19 protein-coding genes are annotated in these 16,250 nt (G+C 68.3%); 14 read left to right on the top strand and 5 right to left on the bottom strand.

Features of this window, described 5'->3' with window-relative positions; translation table 11 throughout:
* Positions 1 to 93: 93 nt before the first annotated feature.
* The 5 genes from ABZ470_RS10225 to ABZ470_RS10205 all read left to right on the top strand — a co-directional run bounded on the left by ABZ470_RS10225 (position 94) and on the right by ABZ470_RS10205 (position 2,879).
* On the top strand, positions 94 to 825 hold the full coding sequence (locus tag ABZ470_RS10225) for a hypothetical protein (protein ID WP_362911095.1): 732 nt from the start codon (positions 94 to 96) through the stop codon (positions 823 to 825).
* A 269-nt stretch (positions 826 to 1,094) separates the two neighbouring features.
* On the top strand, positions 1,095 to 1,376 hold the full coding sequence (locus ABZ470_RS10220) for a hypothetical protein (RefSeq protein WP_352014848.1): 282 nt from the start codon (positions 1,095 to 1,097) through the stop codon (positions 1,374 to 1,376).
* A gap of 227 nt (positions 1,377 to 1,603) precedes the next feature.
* Positions 1,604 to 1,957: a hypothetical protein gene (locus tag ABZ470_RS10215; RefSeq protein WP_352014849.1), complete on the top strand. Its 354-nt coding sequence runs from the start codon at positions 1,604 to 1,606 to the stop codon at positions 1,955 to 1,957.
* Positions 1,958 to 2,019: 62 nt separating this feature from the next.
* On the top strand, positions 2,020 to 2,259 hold the full coding sequence (locus ABZ470_RS10210) for a cell division protein SepF (protein ID WP_352014850.1): 240 nt from the start codon (positions 2,020 to 2,022) through the stop codon (positions 2,257 to 2,259).
* A gap of 53 nt (positions 2,260 to 2,312) precedes the next feature.
* A complete protein-coding gene (locus ABZ470_RS10205; protein ID WP_352014851.1) occupies positions 2,313 to 2,879 on the top strand; it encodes a hypothetical protein in 567 nt (188 codons plus the stop codon).
* Positions 2,880 to 2,888: 9 nt separating this feature from the next.
* Here the strand turns inward: ABZ470_RS10205 and ABZ470_RS10200 are convergent, their stop codons facing one another.
* The 3 genes from ABZ470_RS10200 to ABZ470_RS10190 are packed head-to-tail and all read right to left on the bottom strand — an operon-like array spanning position 2,889 to position 4,730.
* Entirely contained in the window at positions 2,889 to 3,281 is a 393-nt protein-coding gene (locus ABZ470_RS10200; protein WP_362911094.1) for a cupin domain-containing protein, read from the bottom strand.
* A 48-nt stretch (positions 3,282 to 3,329) separates the two neighbouring features.
* The gene (locus ABZ470_RS10195) at positions 3,330 to 3,941 is read right to left on the bottom strand and encodes an HAD family phosphatase (protein WP_362911093.1); all 612 of its coding nucleotides are present in this window, start codon (positions 3,939 to 3,941) and stop codon (positions 3,330 to 3,332) included.
* A 30-nt stretch (positions 3,942 to 3,971) separates the two neighbouring features.
* Positions 3,972 to 4,730 (bottom strand): DeoR/GlpR family DNA-binding transcription regulator, encoded by a 759-nt coding sequence (locus tag ABZ470_RS10190; protein ID WP_362911092.1) that lies wholly within the window; start codon positions 4,728 to 4,730, stop codon positions 3,972 to 3,974.
* Positions 4,731 to 5,572: 842 nt separating this feature from the next.
* On the opposite strand from ABZ470_RS10190, the gene ABZ470_RS10185 reads away from it, so the two are divergent.
* The gene (locus tag ABZ470_RS10185; RefSeq protein ID WP_362911091.1) at positions 5,573 to 6,832 is read left to right on the top strand and encodes a cytochrome P450; all 1,260 of its coding nucleotides are present in this window, start codon (positions 5,573 to 5,575) and stop codon (positions 6,830 to 6,832) included.
* Between the two features lie 136 nt (positions 6,833 to 6,968).
* Here the strand turns inward: ABZ470_RS10185 and ABZ470_RS10180 are convergent, their stop codons facing one another.
* A complete protein-coding gene (locus ABZ470_RS10180) occupies positions 6,969 to 7,511 on the bottom strand; it encodes a hypothetical protein (protein ID WP_362911090.1) in 543 nt (180 codons plus the stop codon).
* A gap of 138 nt (positions 7,512 to 7,649) precedes the next feature.
* Here ABZ470_RS10180 and ABZ470_RS10175 point away from each other — a divergent pair, with 138 nt between their 5' ends.
* The 3 genes from ABZ470_RS10175 to ABZ470_RS10165 are packed head-to-tail and all read left to right on the top strand — an operon-like array spanning position 7,650 to position 10,305.
* Positions 7,650 to 8,324, top strand: coding sequence for a response regulator transcription factor (locus ABZ470_RS10175; RefSeq protein WP_352014858.1), 675 nt, complete (start codon positions 7,650 to 7,652; stop codon positions 8,322 to 8,324).
* Complete coding sequence (locus tag ABZ470_RS10170; RefSeq protein ID WP_352014859.1) at positions 8,321 to 9,700, top strand: HAMP domain-containing sensor histidine kinase; 1,380 nt, start codon at positions 8,321 to 8,323, stop codon at positions 9,698 to 9,700. Before ABZ470_RS10175 ends, ABZ470_RS10170 begins: the two co-directional genes overlap by 4 nt.
* Positions 9,697 to 10,305: a hypothetical protein gene (locus ABZ470_RS10165; protein WP_362911089.1), complete on the top strand. Its 609-nt coding sequence runs from the start codon at positions 9,697 to 9,699 to the stop codon at positions 10,303 to 10,305. Before ABZ470_RS10170 ends, ABZ470_RS10165 begins: the two co-directional genes overlap by 4 nt.
* Before the next feature lie 118 nt (positions 10,306 to 10,423).
* On the opposite strand, the gene ABZ470_RS10160 is transcribed toward ABZ470_RS10165, so the two are convergent.
* Positions 10,424 to 10,546, bottom strand: coding sequence for a hypothetical protein (locus tag ABZ470_RS10160; RefSeq protein ID WP_362783966.1), 123 nt, complete (start codon positions 10,544 to 10,546; stop codon positions 10,424 to 10,426).
* A gap of 190 nt (positions 10,547 to 10,736) precedes the next feature.
* Between ABZ470_RS10160 and ABZ470_RS10155 the strand changes: the two genes are divergently transcribed.
* The 5 genes from ABZ470_RS10155 (at position 10,737) to ABZ470_RS10135 (ending at position 16,207) form a co-directional block, all read left to right on the top strand.
* A complete protein-coding gene (locus tag ABZ470_RS10155; RefSeq protein ID WP_362783964.1) occupies positions 10,737 to 12,569 on the top strand; it encodes a BTAD domain-containing putative transcriptional regulator in 1,833 nt (610 codons plus the stop codon).
* A gap of 33 nt (positions 12,570 to 12,602) precedes the next feature.
* Positions 12,603 to 13,757 carry a sensor histidine kinase gene (locus ABZ470_RS10150; protein WP_352014862.1) on the top strand — a complete coding sequence of 385 codons (1,155 nt, stop codon included), beginning with the start codon at positions 12,603 to 12,605 and terminating at the stop codon, positions 13,755 to 13,757.
* Positions 13,711 to 14,409 carry a response regulator transcription factor gene (locus ABZ470_RS10145; RefSeq protein WP_352014863.1) on the top strand — a complete coding sequence of 233 codons (699 nt, stop codon included), beginning with the start codon at positions 13,711 to 13,713 and terminating at the stop codon, positions 14,407 to 14,409. The genes ABZ470_RS10150 and ABZ470_RS10145 overlap by 47 nt, the downstream gene beginning before the upstream one ends.
* Before the next feature lie 106 nt (positions 14,410 to 14,515).
* On the top strand, positions 14,516 to 15,955 hold the full coding sequence (locus ABZ470_RS10140) for an alpha/beta fold hydrolase (RefSeq protein ID WP_362911088.1): 1,440 nt from the start codon (positions 14,516 to 14,518) through the stop codon (positions 15,953 to 15,955).
* Positions 15,956 to 16,081: 126 nt separating this feature from the next.
* Positions 16,082 to 16,207: a lasso RiPP family leader peptide-containing protein gene (locus ABZ470_RS10135; RefSeq protein WP_352002374.1), complete on the top strand. Its 126-nt coding sequence runs from the start codon at positions 16,082 to 16,084 to the stop codon at positions 16,205 to 16,207.
* Positions 16,208 to 16,250 lie beyond the last annotated feature (43 nt).

Below are 16,250 nucleotides of genomic sequence, written 5' to 3'. Positions count from 1 at the left end.
TGGCTCCGGATTCGGGGGTTAAGATCGATTTAGTCGCGACTGTGCCGTACCGCCCGTTCCATACCGGTCCCATCGGCCCCCCGGAGGTTTCGCGTGGCCCACCCGCCGCCGCAGTACGGCAGGCCACAGCGGGGCGAGACGGGCCGGGGCGTCGCGGCCATCCTGACCATGGTCATCGGCGTGCTCATCGCGGCGACCATCGCGCTGGTGATGGTGCTCAACCCCGTCTCGACGCCGAAGGACACCTTCCCCACCCAGGAGGCCGAACGCTCCGAGTCGTCGGCACGACAGGCCGCCCAGCTCGCGCTCGACACCTACTCAAGCGGGTCCTACGGCGACTTCTGGGACCTGTGGAGCACCCAGTCGCAGACGGTGATCAAACGGGAGGACTACGTCAGGCTGTTCCAGCTCTGCCCGCCCCTCGTCCAGGACGGCCAGTTCACCATCTCCAGCGTCGCGGTCGAGGGCGACCACGCCACGGTGCAGGCGACCGGACCCGGGGACCAGAGCGAGTTCAGCTTCGTCTTCGAGGGCGGCGAGTGGCGGTACACACCTCCCGCGCAGCAGGAGACCGACTACCGGACCAAGACCGTGGACCAGCTGGCCCAGGAACGACGGACCGCCGGCGGCTGCGGCAGGGCCTCGGACCCCTCCGCCGCCCCTTCTGCGACCCCTTCGTCCAGCCCCTCCTACGGCGCCCCGACTGATCCGTCCGCGACCCCTTCGTACGGTTCCCCTGCCGATCCGTCCGCCGTTCCCTCGTACGTCCCCTCGACGGCCCCGGACCCCAGCTCCGTGCCGACGTCGTTCCTCATGCAGGGCTGACCGTTCCGCATGGGATCCGCTCTCCTCTTCCCGGCTTTCGCTCTTAAACCCAGAAAAGCCCAGGAAAAGCACCGTAAAGGCTTTCACAGCCTGGGTGGAAAATGGGCAACCATCCCGATAAATCACTGAAGACGGCCTGGCGCACCCCCATCTCGCAAATCATCAGTCAACTCTGTGGTATCACCGGTATGTCGCGAATATCGTGAGATCGTATGCCTTGCCACGCAGCCGATTCTCATGCCGACGACCAGTGACGGAGGCCGGGCCCGATGAATGTGCACACCGGGATCGCGACGCTGTTCGCCTTCGCGACCGGAGCGCTCGGGCTGTACGTGCTGGCGACCAACCGGCTCCCCCGCTGGATCCGCAGCCGCGACGAGGGCCAGGCCTCCGCGTACGGCTGGGCGAAGCTGCTGATGGCCGTGTTCATCATCATGATCGTCGTCCCGCAGGCGATCGGCCTGCCGTACGGGCTGGTGGTCGGGTCGATCCTGCTGGGCCTGGTGGCCGCGGCGGCTTCCTGGTGGCTGACGCTGCGGCGAATCCGCTGACCGGCCGCTTTCCTGCCGGGCATTCCCCGAAATAGCCGTCTCCATGGCAGAGTTTCAATGCGTGACACAAGTCTCGTTACCATAGAAATACGAAACGGACACACTTTCGTGTTTTCCGCCCGGCCTGTCCCGGGGAAAGCCGTCCACGGGCTGATCAGCCCGGCGAGAAAGGTCACAAAAAATCATCACGCATATGTCAGATGCGGCCGGTTCGATATATTGACGATGTGTCGCCCAGCGAACGTCCTCTGTCCGCCGATGAGCGGGCCGTGATCCTGGCCCTTCTCGCCCGGGACTTCCCCGGTGCGGAAGACCTCAGGAGACAGGTGCCCTCGGTGGTCGTGACCAGAAACTGCGGGTGCGGATGCGCGACGATCGACTTCCGCACCGAGGACGAGCCTCCCACCCTGGGCAAGGAGCTGGTCTCCTCCGCCTACGTGCGTGGGCGCGACGACGGCGTTCTCCTCTTCGTCAGGCACGGGCGCCTGTCCCACCTGGAGGTCTACTCCAGCGACGGCGACCCGGCCCCGCTGCCACGCGTCGAGGACCTGGTCATCGACCCGCCCGACACCTGGGAGTGAGGACTCCGTACTCCCGCAATGTGAAGGCTTGACCATGTCCTGACACGGGAAAAACCAACTCCGTGATCAAACTGTGCCCGAAGGACTACAAAGAGGCCCTCCACGTCGGCCACTACTTCCGCACCGGCAACCCCGTGGTGATGGACCTCACCGGGCTGCCGGACAGCGAGGCCAGGCAGTTCGTGGACTTCGCGGCGGGTCTGGTCTTCGGCAGGGGCGGCGCCCTGGACCGCCTGTCGCACAAGGTCTTCCTCCTGATGCCCCGGGGCATGACCAGGACCCCACCCCCGGAAGGCGCCTGACCCCACGGAAAACCAGCTGAACCTCGCTCCGTGAACCACGACAATCCTTGATCATGGCCACACATCAGGCAGTCGAAGGTCTACGGCGCGCGCTGGAATCCGGCAAACCTGTGCGGATCATTCGCGACATCGACGGCGCCGACCGGCTCGACGCCTACGTGGTCGGGCTCGGACGCAAGTGGGTACTGCTCCACACCATCTCCGCCGGGTTCCACCTCGACGGCCACTCGGTCGTACGGCTCCGCGACGTCGAGCACGCGACACGTTCCAACTGGAAGGCCGCGCGGGTCGCCCACCGGGCCCTCCGGCTGCGTGAGGAGCGTCCCCGGACGCCGCCGGGCATCGACCTCGACACGACGACCGGTCTGATCGACACGCTGACCAGGGCGTTTCCCCTGGTGAGCGTATACACCGAGAAGATCGACCCGGACGTCTGTTATATCGGCCGCGCCCACGGGGTCACGAAACAGAAGAACCTGCGGCTCCAGGAGATCAGCCCCCGGGCGGTCTGGGGGTACGACTGTTGCAAGTACCGGACCACGGACATCACCAGGTTCGACGTCGGGGACGGCTACATCGACGCCCTGCACGCGGTCGGCGGGAATCCACCGGACCTCTGAACAGGACGTTCACCCCCGGGAGCCGGTCCGGGGGCCGCTGTACTCGGTGTCGCTGACGTGTTCGCGCCAGGAGACGTCGTCGTCCTCCCACAGCGCGAGATGGGACATGAACCGGTCCGGAGCCGCGCCGTGCCAGTGTTCCTCACCCGGCGGGGTGTGGACGACGTCGCCGGGACGGGCCTCGATGATCCCGCCCTTGCGTGCCTGGATCAGCGCGACCCCCTCGACGATGAGCAGAGTCTGGCCCAGGCCGTGCGAGTGCCACGCCGTACGGGCTCCCGGGGCGAAGCGGACCATGTTGGCCCGCATGTGATCGCCCCGGTAGACCACGTCCGCCCAGGCGTCGCCGGTGAAACACGCGGCGGGCAGCTTCGTGGTCGGTGGTCGCCTCAGGATCTCCATCAGACACCCCCTTGCGCTCTCGGGGGTATGTTCCCCGGTCACGGGGGTTCAGAGCAGGCCGTACCGCTCCAGCTCACCACGCAGGGCCGCGGCGTCGGTGAAGAGGATCGCGCCCATGCCGACGGCTTCGGCGCCCCTGATGTTCGCCGGGCTGTCGTCGACGAACAGCGCCCGCTCGGGAGAGAGGCCGAAACGATCGAGCGCGTACCGGTAGATCTCCGGATCCGGCTTGATCATCTTCAGCTCTCCTGAGACGACGATGTCCCTGAAGACCTTCAGGACCGGATAGCGGTCCACGGCCAGCGGGTACGTCTCGGCCGACCAGTTCGTGATCGCGTACATCGCCGTCCCCGCCCGCTGGACCTCGGCCAGGATCTCCGACGTGCCCGGGACGAGGCCGTCGAGCATCTCCGGCCACCTGCTCCAGTAGGCCTCGATCAACTCCCGGTGGTCGGGATGGCGTTCCACGGCCTCCCTGACGCCTTCGGCGAAGGGACGGCCGCGATCCTGCTCGGCGTTCCACGGGCCGTGGCAGACCTCGGTGAGGAACCACTCCATCCGGTCCTGGTCCTCGATGAGCTTGCGGTAGAGATGCCGGGGGTTCCAGTCGACGACCACCCCGCCGAGATCGAACACGACCGCCTCGTAGCGCTGCCCCATCGTTCCCCCTGTCGTGGTCAAACGTCGTGGTCAAACCAGGATCACCTCGACCCCGGCGGCTTCGATCTTCCCGATCTCTCCCGGCGGGGCGCCGTCGTCCGTGACGACCGCGTCCAGCTCGCCGATCGGGCAGACATGGCCGAGCCCGGTCATGCCGAACTTCGAGGCGTCGCACACCGCGATCTTCCGCTGCGCCGCGGCGATCGCGGCCTGCTTGACCGGCACCTCGGCCAGGTCGTGGGCCGTCAGCCCGTGCCCTGCGGAAAGCCCGCACACCCCGAGGATCACGGTGTCCACCCGCAGGGCGCGCAGCGACATCTCGGTCAGGTGGCCGGTGAACGACGACGTCCTGGGCAGGACCTGCCCGCCGGGCACCAGCAGTCTCACCTCGGCCGCGCCGCTCAGCGCGTTCACCGAGTGGAGGTCGAGGGGCATCGCGGTGATCCTCCGGCCGGCCAGCGTGCGGGCGACGCGCAGCACGGTCGTCCCGCTGTCCAGCACGACGGACTCCCCGTCGGCAACCAGCTCGTCGATCTTGGCGGCGATCCGCCGCTTGACGTCCACGGCCTCGCGCTCACGCACCGCGAACGGCGGTGCCTCCCCGCGCAGCATCAGGCTCACCGCGCCGCCGCGCACCCGGCGCAACACTCCCTGCTCGGCGAGCTGGTCGAGGTCGCGGCGGATGGTCATCTCCGAACAGCCGGTCCGCTCGGCCAGCTCGCCGACCGTGACCCGCTCCGCCGTACGCAACCAGGAGATGATCTCCAGCAGCCGATTCGAACTCTCCACATGTGCTAATAAACGTGAATGATGTGCGAAAGTCAACCTTCCGCTCGTTCAGCCCGGCTCCTCACCGACGATGACCATGCCGAAGGAGTCGTGGACCGGCGCCGTGTACTCCCTCATCGCGGCCCATGTGATCGTCTGGGGACTACTGGATGGTCAGGCGGTGACCGTGGTCCACGGACCGGGGGCACAGGAAGATGGTCAGGGGTGGTGTGGTGTCGCATGGGCGGTTCCGCGAGCACATCGACGAGATCGTCGCTTCGACGCCAGACCAGTAGTGGGGCGGGTCCAACGATGTCTTCCATGTCGTGGTCATTGGGACACCACAGCACCTGGAGCAGGTCTTTGCCCTCCGGAAAAGGGATCTCGGGAATGTCACGCGCGTAGAACTGCGCGACCCCGACCATGGGCACCGGGCTCTCCGGAAGGTGATCGCGCCGATCCAGCCAACCGGGCTGCCCAAAGGGTGCGACCTGTATTTGGACGACCCGGTCGCAGGCGGGCCACGGTTCGGCGACCGGCCAGATCAATGGCCCTCCGATGTGACTGTCATGGATGGTCGGCTTTCCCGGGCGTGGATGAAGCCGGACGGCCGTCCTGGCGTAGGCGTTCATCCAGGGGAACCTTTCGACGAGATCGATCGGAGGGTCAGGGGTCGTGAAGGTCATGGCCGGGAAGCTTAGGCAACGGAACCGACAGACCGCCTCCCAGAAAAGAATGACCGGTTAATCCGGCAAATGAGGAAAAGTCGGTTTTTGGAGGAAGTTAAGCATTGACCGTAAACGGTGGTATGCGTACGTTCCGGGAGGGTCGTCGCTGTGGCGCCCGGAGCCGAGAGGGGCGCCATGGCCGCCGATTCCATCCCGAACGACATTCCGAACGACATCTCGAACGACATCGTCCCCGGGCCGCTGGGCACCCCGTCACCCGAGTACGCGCGACGCCACGAGGAGGGGCCGCTCGATCCGGCCGTCATGCCGAGCGGGGACATGGTGCCGGTCGCCGTCAGATACGAGGACGTCCGGACCCTGCTCGGCTCGGCGGCCTCAAGCCGTAACCTGCGCCTTCCCGGCCTGCCCCGGCTGGTGAGCGGCGTGGGCATCGACGACGACCCCGACGCGCTGATCAACCAGGACCCGCCGGAGCACACCCGCTACCGGCGGATCATGTACGGAGCGTTCACGCCCCGCCGTACCGAATCGTGGCGGCCGTGGGTCGCGGCGATCGCCGGTGAGCTGCTCGACGGGGTCGGCGAGGAGTTCGACCTGGTCGAGGCGTTCGCGGTGCGGTTGCCCGGCCGGGTCATCTGCCGGTTGCTGGGTGTCCCCTATGACGACTACGACCGGTTCGTGGCCTGGACGGACATGTTCCTCACCACCTCGACCGCCACCGAACAGGCCCGGTACCAGGGCTACACCGAGTTCATGGCCTACGCCCGGGAGCTGGTGGCCCGCCACCGCGCCGAACCCGGTGACGACCTCATCGACCTGCTCGTGCAGGCCCGTGACGAGGAGGACCGGCTGAGCGAGGGTGAGCTGGTCAACACCGTGTTCGCGCTGATCACGGCGGGGCACGAGACCACCGCCTCGATGGTGTCCAAGGGGGTCTTCCGTCTCATGCTCCATCGTGGGCAGTGGGACGAGCTGGTCGCCCGGCCGGAGCTCGCGGCGACCGCGGCCGAGGAGATCCTGCGTTACGACGGGCCGCCCGCCAGCGCGTTCATGCGCCGGCTGACCGAGGACGTCGAACTCTCCTGCGGCGTGCTGAAGGCGGGGAGCGTCGTGATGCCCGACCTCAACGCCGCCAACCACGACCCCCGTGCCTTTCCCGAACCGGGACGGTTCGACATCCACCGCTTCGAAACGCAGCCGCCGCATCCGCACCTGGCCTTCGGGTACGGCCCGCACCGCTGCCTGGCCGCCGCGCTGGCAAGGGTCGAACTCACCGAGGCCCTCAGGGCGCTGGTGACCCGGCGGCCGGGGTTGCGCCTGGCCGTACCGGCCGAACAGGTCGAGTGGAGTGAGGGGCTGACCCGTCGTCCCGTCGCGCTACCGGTGACGGGGGCCGCGGCCCGCCGTGACAACCGGACAGACCGGGTGGAGTGACCACCCGGTCTGTCGGCTCGCGACGCTGCCAGAGGCGCACGCGTCCTGTCCCCACCCCCGCGAGGACAGGACGCGTCCCCTGATATCCCCTGGCCGCGGCGCCGTCACGGACTCCGTCTCACGACGGAGACACGCCCTACTTCTCCTCGTACGGCGCGGGCGGGGCCAGCGGGGCGCACTTCTTCTGGGCCTTCTCCCAGGCGTCCGACTTGGGCTTGACCTCCTGGAAGTCTGCGGGCTTCTGCTCGTCCGTTTCGATGGGCTGCCAGACGCCGTTCTCCCGCAGGCACTTGGCCCACGTGGCGAACTTGGCGTCCTCCTCGGGGGTCGTCGGCCCGCCGCCGAGGATCACCCAGTCCCACTCCTTGCACGCCTTCATGGCGGCGGTGAGCTGGGCCTGGGTGCTGTCGGTCACGGCGCTGGTGTCGAGGTCCTGACCCTTGACCGGGTCCGGGATCTTGATCTTGTTCTCGCGCATGCATCCGGCGAACTTCACCGCGGCCTCGTGCCAGCTCAACGTGGCCGGAGCGGCGGAGGGAGCCGTGGCGGGCTCGGCGGAGGTGGCGGCCTTCGCACCGGAGTTCGCCGTGCTGGCGAAGCTCTGTACCCCGCACGCCGTACTCAGCGCCAGTGTGGGAAGGACGGCCAGTACGGCGAGACGCCGTTTGGTGATCAACACGGTTCTCTCCAATGGGTCGGTTGACTGCCCATCACCTTGGCCCGTCCATATGAGCGACCTGTCCACACCATGTCATGAACGTGTAATAGCTTCCGAGACCGGACAAATCGCAAGTCATGGCCGTCGATACTGGAACGCATGGCACGCGTGTTGCTGGTCGAGGATGACCCGAGCGTCAGAAACGCCCTGACGATCGCCCTCAAGGGCAGGGACCACGAGGTCGAGTCGGCGGCGTCCGGGGAGGAAGGACTGGCGCTGCTGGCGCACTTCGCCGCCGACGTGGTGGTGCTCGACCTCATGCTGCCCGGTATCGATGGGTTCGAGGTCTGCCGCCGCATCCGCGCGACCACCTCGACCTCCATCATCATGCTCAGCGCGCGGGGCGACGACTTCGACGTGGTCGGCGGTCTTGAGGCCGGGGCGGACGACTACGTGATCAAACCGGTGAGACCCCAGGTGCTTGAGGCCCGGATCAGGGCGGTGCTGCGCCGTACGGAGAGTGTGCCCTCTCCGGTCGAGACCTACGACACGCTGCGCATCGACCGCGCCTCCCTGACCGTGAACAGGGACGGGCGGCGAATCGCGCTGCCGCCGATGGAGCTGCGCCTGCTGCTGCACCTGTCGGCCGTGCCCGGGCAGGTCTTCAGCAGGCAACAGCTGCTTGAGTCGGTGTGGGACCACGACTACCTGGGCGACTCACGGCTGGTCGACGCGTGTGTGCAACGGCTGCGTTCCAAGATCGAGGACGTGCCGGGCGAGCCGAGATACGTGCAGACCGTGCGCGGGTTCGGGTACCGCTTCGGGCCGGTATGACCTGGCTGCGAGGACTACGGGCCCGGCTGGTCATCACGTTCGTGCTGGTCGGCGGGCTGAGCGCGGTCGGGGCCGCCGGGCTGACCTACTACAAGGCGCAGAACAACCTGCTGGCCGGAGCGCAGAACCGGCTGCTGAAGGACTTCAGGTACCGGGTGCTGCTGCTCTCGCGTGACGTCGCACTGCCCGCGAACGACGAGGTCCTCGACCAGCTGGCCGAGGACCTGGAGGTCGGCAACCGCGACGTGTACGTGGTCAGGGACGGCGAGGTCCCCTCCGACAACCGCATCACCGGTGAACTGCGTGCGAGAGTCCTGCGGCGGGACGAACTGGTCTGGCAGCGGGTGGTGGACGAAGGCGTGCCGTACCTCGTGGGCGGCAGCAGGGTCATGTTCGGCGCGGGCGGCGAACCATCGGGTATCACCGTCTATCTCGTCGAATCGCTCTCGCAGACCGCCACCGACGAGACGGCCGTACTGCGCGCCGCCCAGACCGCCACGCTGCCCGCCGTACTGCTGGCGGTGCTGGCCGGACTGCTGGCCGCGCGTGGCGTGCTGCGCCCGGTCGCCGACCTGGACCGCGCGGCCCGCCGGCTGGGTGAGGGGCGGCTTGAGACCCGCCTGCCGGTACGGGGCGGCGACGAGCTGGCCCGGCTGGCCGGGCAGTTCAACGCGACCGCCGCCGCGCTGGAGCACTCCGTCGGCGAGCTGCGTGAGATGGAGGCCAGGTCACGGCGGTTCGTCGCCGACGTCTCCCACGAACTGCGCACCCCGCTGGCCGCCGCGACCGCCGTCACCGACGTCCTGGAGGCCGGAGCCGACCGGCTCGACCCCAACGCCGGAACCGCCGCCCGGCTGGTGAGCGCCGAGATCTTCCGGCTCACCAGGCTCGTCGACGACCTGATGGAGATCTCCCGCTTCGACGCGGGCGCCGCCGTCCTCAACCTCAACGACGTGGACGTCGGCGCCGCCGTGGCCGCCTGCCTGCGCTCACGCGGCTGGGGCTCCGAGGTCGTCGTGGACCTGCCGCCGGACATCGTCGTCCCCCTCGACCCACGCCGTGTGGACGTCATCATCGCCAACCTCGTCGGCAACGCGCTGCGGCACGGCGAACCGCCCGTCACCGTCCGGGTGCGCGCGACCGACGACATCGCGACGGTCGAGGTCTCCGACCATGGCCCCGGCCTTTCCGCCGACGTCCTTCCGTACGTCTTCGAACGCTTCTACAAGGCCGACGCCGCCCGTGCCCGCTCGGAGGGCAGCGGCCTCGGCCTGGCCATCGCCCGCGAGAACGCCCTCCTGCACGGCGGCGACCTGACCGTCGCCCCCGGCCCTGGCGCCGTCTTCACCCTCACCCTGCCGAGGAAACGCACATGAGAGCCCCCCTTCTCACGATCTGCGCGGCACTTCTCATGGCCTGTACGGCCTGCGGCATCGGTCCCAGCGAAGTGATCGGCGCCGGGGAACCCGCCCGTGGTTTCATCCAGGGCACTCCCCTGTACTTCGTGCGGGACGGCGATCTCATCCTGGTCAGCCGTCCCAACGCTCCGTTCGGGGCCTCCGAGGCCGTCGAACTGCTGCTCGGAGGGCCGACCGATCGGGAGCGGGAACTCTCCCTCGGCACCCGGCTGCCCGATGGCCTGGCCGTCAAGGTGAGCGACCACGGGTTCACGCTGGACACGAGCGGTTCGAAGATGAGGAAACGCCTGACGCCGACGATCCAGCCACGGAGCAAGGGCGTTCCGGCGATACCGGACCGCCGGTTGTCGACCCTCGACCTCGACCTGGTGGAAAAGCCGGAGGACCGGGCCGGTCTGGAGCCGCAGTCGTTTCCGACGGTCGGCCACCTCTCGCGGCTGGCCACGGGACAGCTCGTCTGCACGATCGCCACCGCCACGGCCACCAGGAACCACATGAAGGTGAACGACGTGCGGGTGACCGTACCGGGTGGAAAACAGACACGCTGCAAGGACTTCATGTGACGTCCGGCCCGCACCGGCCGGTCGTCGAACGGAAAGCGCTTCCGAAAACCCCGTCCACGGCGAATTCCGAAGCGCCTCTCGAACGCGCCGCCTCGGTCCTCCCGAGCACGGTGGGAGATCAGTCCCAGGGGGTGTCGACCAGGGAAACCGACGGAAGAGGGCCGGCGCAGGCGGCGGTCGCGGCATAAAGCAGGGTGGCGGCGGTGACGATGGTGGTGATGACCAATTTCCTGACCGGCATGGTTACGGCCTTTCGCCTCGGTTGAACTCGCTGACTGCGACAGCAGGAACGTAGAGAGAAAGTCCTTTGCGGCCCTATCCCGCGCCTTACTCGCCCGGACGAGTAACCCGCGATAGAACGGCGATAGAGCCATGACAGCCGCCTGCTCATCATGGAACCTGAAAGGGTTGCCACCGGCAGGAGGCGAGACATGGTGCGAGAGGCGGGCGGTCGGTCAGCGGAGCGGACACGCGCGAGGACGAGCCGGTCCACCGGCAGGGCGACGCGCTTCGGCTTCCTGGGAGCCGTGGCGTTGTGGAAGGAGGACGGGGAGGTCAGGCTCTCCACAAGACGGGCGAGGACGGTCATGGCCCGGCTGCTTCTCTCCCCGGGCCAGTTGGTGAGCATGGACGCCCTGGTGGACGGGCTCTACGGCGAGCGTCCTGTCAAGAGCGCGCGCAACCAGATCCACCGAGGGGTCGGGGAACTCCGGCAACAGGGCGTCCTCATCGTCGAGCAGGACGGTTCCTACCTGCTCAGCACCCCCACCGAGGTGATCGACGCGTGGCGGTTCAAGAGCCTGACCGAGTCCGCCAGGACCGCGGCGCACCCCCGGGACAAGGTCAGGCTCCTGCAGGAGGCGCTGAAGGTCTGGCGTGGCCCGGCTCTGGCCGGGTTGGACAGCCAGGTGTTCAGGGCAGCGGCTGAGGAGTGGGAGGAGCGGCGGCTGACGGCGATCCAGGAGCGCTTCGGAGCCGACCTGGCCCTCGGCAACCACAACGACCTGATCCCCGAGATCCGGCGCCTGACCAGCGAACACCCGATGCGTGAGCACTTCTCCTGGCAGCTCATGACGGCCTGTTACCGGGCCGGTAGGACCGGGGAGGCCATCGCCGCCTTCACCAGGCTCCGTGAGGAGCTCGCCGAACAGCTGGGCATCGACCCCTCTCCCGAGTTGCGGCACCTGTACGAGCAGATCCTCCGCCAGGAACCCGTACCGACAGAGGACGCGCCGGTTCCCCGGCAGCTCCCGCCCCGCCCTCTGAAGATCACCGGCCGGTCCTGGGAGTTGGAGCGGATCCGGACGGCGCTGGAACGGGGCAGCCGTACGGTGGCGATCACCGGAGCCAGTGGCTCGGGCAAGACGACGCTGGCCCTGGAGGCGGCCCACGGTTCGGCGGAGCTCTTTCCCGACGGGCAGCTCTACAACACCGAGCCGGACGACGTGCTGCCCGGCATGCTGCGCGCGCTGGGCGACACGAGGGTGCCGAAACGGCAGGACGAACAGAACGGCCGCCTGCGCACTCTCCTGGCCAGTCGGCGCATCCTCATCGTGGTGGAGAACGTGGCCGGCGCGGCGCAGGTCCGCTCGTTCCTTCCGGCCTGCCGGGAGTGCGCGCTCATCGTCACCAGCCGTTCGTCCCTCTCCTCGCTGCGTGAAGCCGTACAGATCACGCTGGGCGGTCTGTCCGTCGATGACGCGTGGGCGCTTCTCGCCGACGGTGTGGGGGCCCATCGCCTGGCGGCCGAGCCCGAGGCCACCCATCGGGTGATCGAACTGTGTGACGGCCTGCCTCTGGCCGTGGACATCATCGCCGCGAAACTGGCCGCCAGACCGCACTGGGACATCGCCACCCTGGCCGCCCGCCTGGAGGACCCCGGCAGAATCCTGTCCGAGCTGCGCCATGACGACCTCGACATCCGCGCCGCCCTCGACAGCGGTTACCTCTCGCTGTCCCCTGAGGCCAGGACGCTGCTCAGGAAGATCGGCTACTCCGGAAAACAGGATGTCTCGGTCCAGGACGCCTCGTGTTTGGAGAAGATCTCACCGGCCGAGGCGGAATGGCGGATCGAGGCCCTCGTCGATGCGCGGATGCTCACGGTCTCCGGAATGGAAAGCGGTGGGCGGTTCACGTATCACTGCCCTCCGATGGTGCTGGCGCACTCAAGGGAACGGGCCCTGACCGAAGATCAGATCACCGAACTCGACGCGGCCGTCAGCCGCGTTCTCACCGGGATGGAAGACTCGACAGGTCGCCATTGATCTCCAAACCACAGGGGGGCAGAGTGCAGAACTGTGCGGCGTAGGCGTTTCGGCGGATCCCGGACCGCGGACTGCCTGGTCATCCTGTTCGCCTGGATACTGTCCTCCTCCGGCGCGAGCGGGACCGCTCTCATCGTTCAGGCGCTCATCGGCGGTCTGGCCTCGGTCGCCCTGTTCCGGCGACGGACACAACCCGTCCCGGTCCTGGTCGTCAACCTCGTGTGCGCCCTGGCGACACAGCTCCTGGTGTCGCATCCGGTGCTGCCCGGGGCGCTGGCGGTGGCCCTGTACGCCGTCGGCAGGCACGCTCCGCCCCGCGTCTCCTGGACGGCGGCGGTGATCGCCGGTCTGGTCTACGGCGGCACGCTCGTTGTCCTGCACGCCCTTGGCTCCCCGATCCTCAACCGGGACGCGGACGGACAGCTGTCCGTGGCCTTCCTCGTCGCCGCGCTGCTGCTGTGTCCGCTTTTCCTGCTGGTCGCCTTCGGGTGTCTGGTGCGGCTACGCCACGAGCTGAGAGAACGTGAACGGTCCGAACTGGAGGCGACGGCCGTACGGGCCGAGCGGGCGCGTATCGCGCGGGAGCTCCACGACGTGGTGGCCCACCACATCAGTACGGTGAACGTCCTGCTCGGCGCGGCACGGACGATCCTGCGCAAGGACCCCGACCGGGCGGAGACGGCGCTGGCCACGGCTGAGCGGAACGGTCGCGACGCCATAGCGGAGCTGCGGCACCTGTTACACGTGCTGCGCGCCGAGCAGACGCACAGACCCGAGAGTGAGGACCACGCGACGGGGGTCGCCCTTCTGCCCTCTCTCGTGGAGCGGGCACGGGGCGCCGGGCAGCGGGTCCGGCTTGAGGTGACCGGAGATTCGTTCCCGCTGGGGGCCACCGTGGACAACGCGGTCTACCGGATCGTCCAGGAGGCGCTGACCAACTCCCGCAAACACGCCGCCGGAGCCGCGGCCACCGTCACGGTGGCCTACCTTCCCGGGGCTGTCGAGGTGGAGGTGAGCGACGACGGCCCGGCCGTACAGCACACGTCGGAGACGAACGGCTTCGGCCTGCGTGGAATCACCGAGCGTGTCACCCTTTGTGGCGGGGAACTGCAGATCGGGTCCGTTCCAGAGGGAGGTTTCCGTGTCCGTGCACGCATCCCGGCCGATCAGGGTGCTGATCGTCGATGACCAGGCGCTGATCCGGGCGGGTTTCGGGATGATCCTTGAGGCCCAGGAGGACATCGTCGTGGTGGGCGAGGCCGAGGACGGCGACGCGGCGTGCCGGATGTGCGCGCGGTCGGCTCCGGACGTGGTGCTGATGGACGTCCACATGCCCAAGGGCGTCGACGGCATCACCGCCACCAGGCGCATCACCGCCGAGCATCCCGGCGTCCGGGTGGTCGTGATCAGCACCTTCGACCTCGACGAACATGTCATGGAGGCGCTGTACGCCGGGGCGTCCGGTTTCGTGTCCAAGGAGATCCCCCCCGAGGAGCTGGTGCGAGCGGTACGGATCGCTCACGAGGGCGAGTCCGTGGTGGCCCCCCGGCTGCTGACCAGGCTGATCGAGAACTTCGTCCGCTCACCGCCGCCACGCCACCGTCCCAGGCTGACGGGCGTCACCGACCGCGAGCAGGACGTGCTGGTGTTGATCGCCCGCGGCCACTCGAACGCCGAGATCTCCGCCGCTCTCAAGGTCACCAGATCGACCGTCAAGAACCACGTGACCAGCCTCTTCGCCAAAACCGGGGTACGCGACCGGGCCCAGGCAGTGATTCTGGCCTACGAGGCCGGACTCGTGAAGCCGGGGGACCAGGCCCCCAGAGCGGCCGGCTCGTAGGACTCGGGTCCCAGGGCGAGGACCCTCTTGGAGGGGGAGGAAACCCCGCAGGTCAGCGGCGATCCTGAAGAAGTCCGCAGAACACGGCTTCTTCATGGAGAGCACCATGAAACTGCTGGCCGCCGGTTTCCTCATGACCGCGACGACCCTGTACACGGTGACACCCGCCTCCGCGGCTCCCATGATCGACTGGAGGCCCTGCCCGAACGACGTGGCCGCGCAGTGCGCGAGTCTGCGGGTTCCCGTGGACTGGGCGCGTCCAGAGGGCCGGACGATCGCACTGCGGCTCATGAAGCTGCCGGCCCTCGCGCCGGACAGGCGCATCGGCACCCTGTTCGACATCCCCGGCGGGCCGGGGGAAAGCGGCACGGAGGCGCTGAAGCGCCCCTCTGAGCTGCACAAAGCGCTGCGTCAGCGGTTCGACGTCGTCGGCTACGACCCGCGTACCACCGTGGCCCTGTCGGCTCTTCCCGCCTCGTGCACCCGGACCTGGTCCACGCTCACCGACCCGCGCGACCATGCCGCCTACGCCGAACAGGTCAGGGCCCTGAGCAGAGGGGTCGCCGCCTGCAGGCGCGACGATCGCACCGGCCTGCTCACCCACCTCGACTCGATCTCCACGGCCAGGGACATGGAGGCGGTCCGCCGAGCCCTCGGCGAGACCCGGCTCACCTTCACCGTCAGGTCGTACGGCGGGGTGCCGATGACGGCCTACGCCCGCCTGTTCCCCGAGCGCGTCCGCGCCGCCTACCTCGACGGGGTTCCCGACCACGTTGACGCGTGGACCGGCAGAGGCAGGGAGTGGCTCACCGGCACCGAGCAGGCCTTCGACCGTTTCGTCTCCTGGTGCGCCGCCACCACCGCGTGCGAACTGCACGGCAGGAACGTCAGGTCGCTTTGGCGCCGGCTGGTCCGCCGGGCCGACGCGTTCCCCGTCCCCGTGCTGAAGGGGGCCTTCGCCGGGCGCAAGCTCACCGGCTGGCACCTCAGGATCTCCGCTCCCGTCCTCCTGCTGCCCGGTGTCGCCGGAGACAGCTCCTGGCGTGCCTTCGCGGCGTCCGTACGGGGAGCCCTGCGGGGGGACGCCTCGGGGTTCGCGATGCCGAGTCTCGGAAACCTGCGGCACTGGACCAGGCCGGTGGTTCTCGCCCTGCAGTGCCCGGACGGCCTCTGGGGCAGGACCGGTTACCCGGCCCTCCGCGGAAACCGTGGGCTTCTCGAACGGCTCTCCCCCGACTTCGGTGCCCTGTCCTATCCCAACCTGGCGTGTACCGGTTGGACCGTCCCCCTTGCCAATCCGCCCCGGCCACTGCCCGCGAGGAGGCTTCCCCCCTTCCTCGGAGCGGGAACCCACCCGGGCGACTACACGCCGACCCGCCGCCTGCTCAGGCACATCCCGGGCTCGGCGACCGTGCGCTACGACGGCCCGGGTCACGTCATCTACCTGGGCGGAATGCCGGGCGCCCACTGCGTGGTCGAGCACGCGGTGCGCTACCTGACCGACCTCACCCTGCCCTCGGGTGCCGTCTGCCGGGCGAAGAAGTGACGAGGAAGCGTGCGGGAAACGGGGCCTGCGAGAGTTTCACATGTCAGCAAGGACGGGGCGAAACAAAAAACGCCCCGGCCATTAAAACTAAAAAACACGCGAAACGCGTTTTCGAAAGGAAGAAACATGAACGAGAAGACCTTCGTCTACGAGGTTCCGGCTCTGGTCGAGGTTGGCGACTTCTCCGAGCTCACCCAGCTCACCAACCGCGGCAAGTGGGCCGACAGCATCTGGGGCTACTACTTCGACTAATTCGAAGAGTAACTAGCCGCGACGGTGTCCGGCGGCGGCGCCG

The organism is Streptosporangium sp. NPDC020072, from assembly GCF_040631445.1.
In the GTDB taxonomy this organism is placed as follows: Bacteria; Actinomycetota; Actinomycetes; order Streptosporangiales; family Streptosporangiaceae; genus Streptosporangium.
The sequence above is the reverse complement of the archived record's forward strand: the minus strand, read 5'-3'. Positions and strand labels throughout refer to the sequence as shown.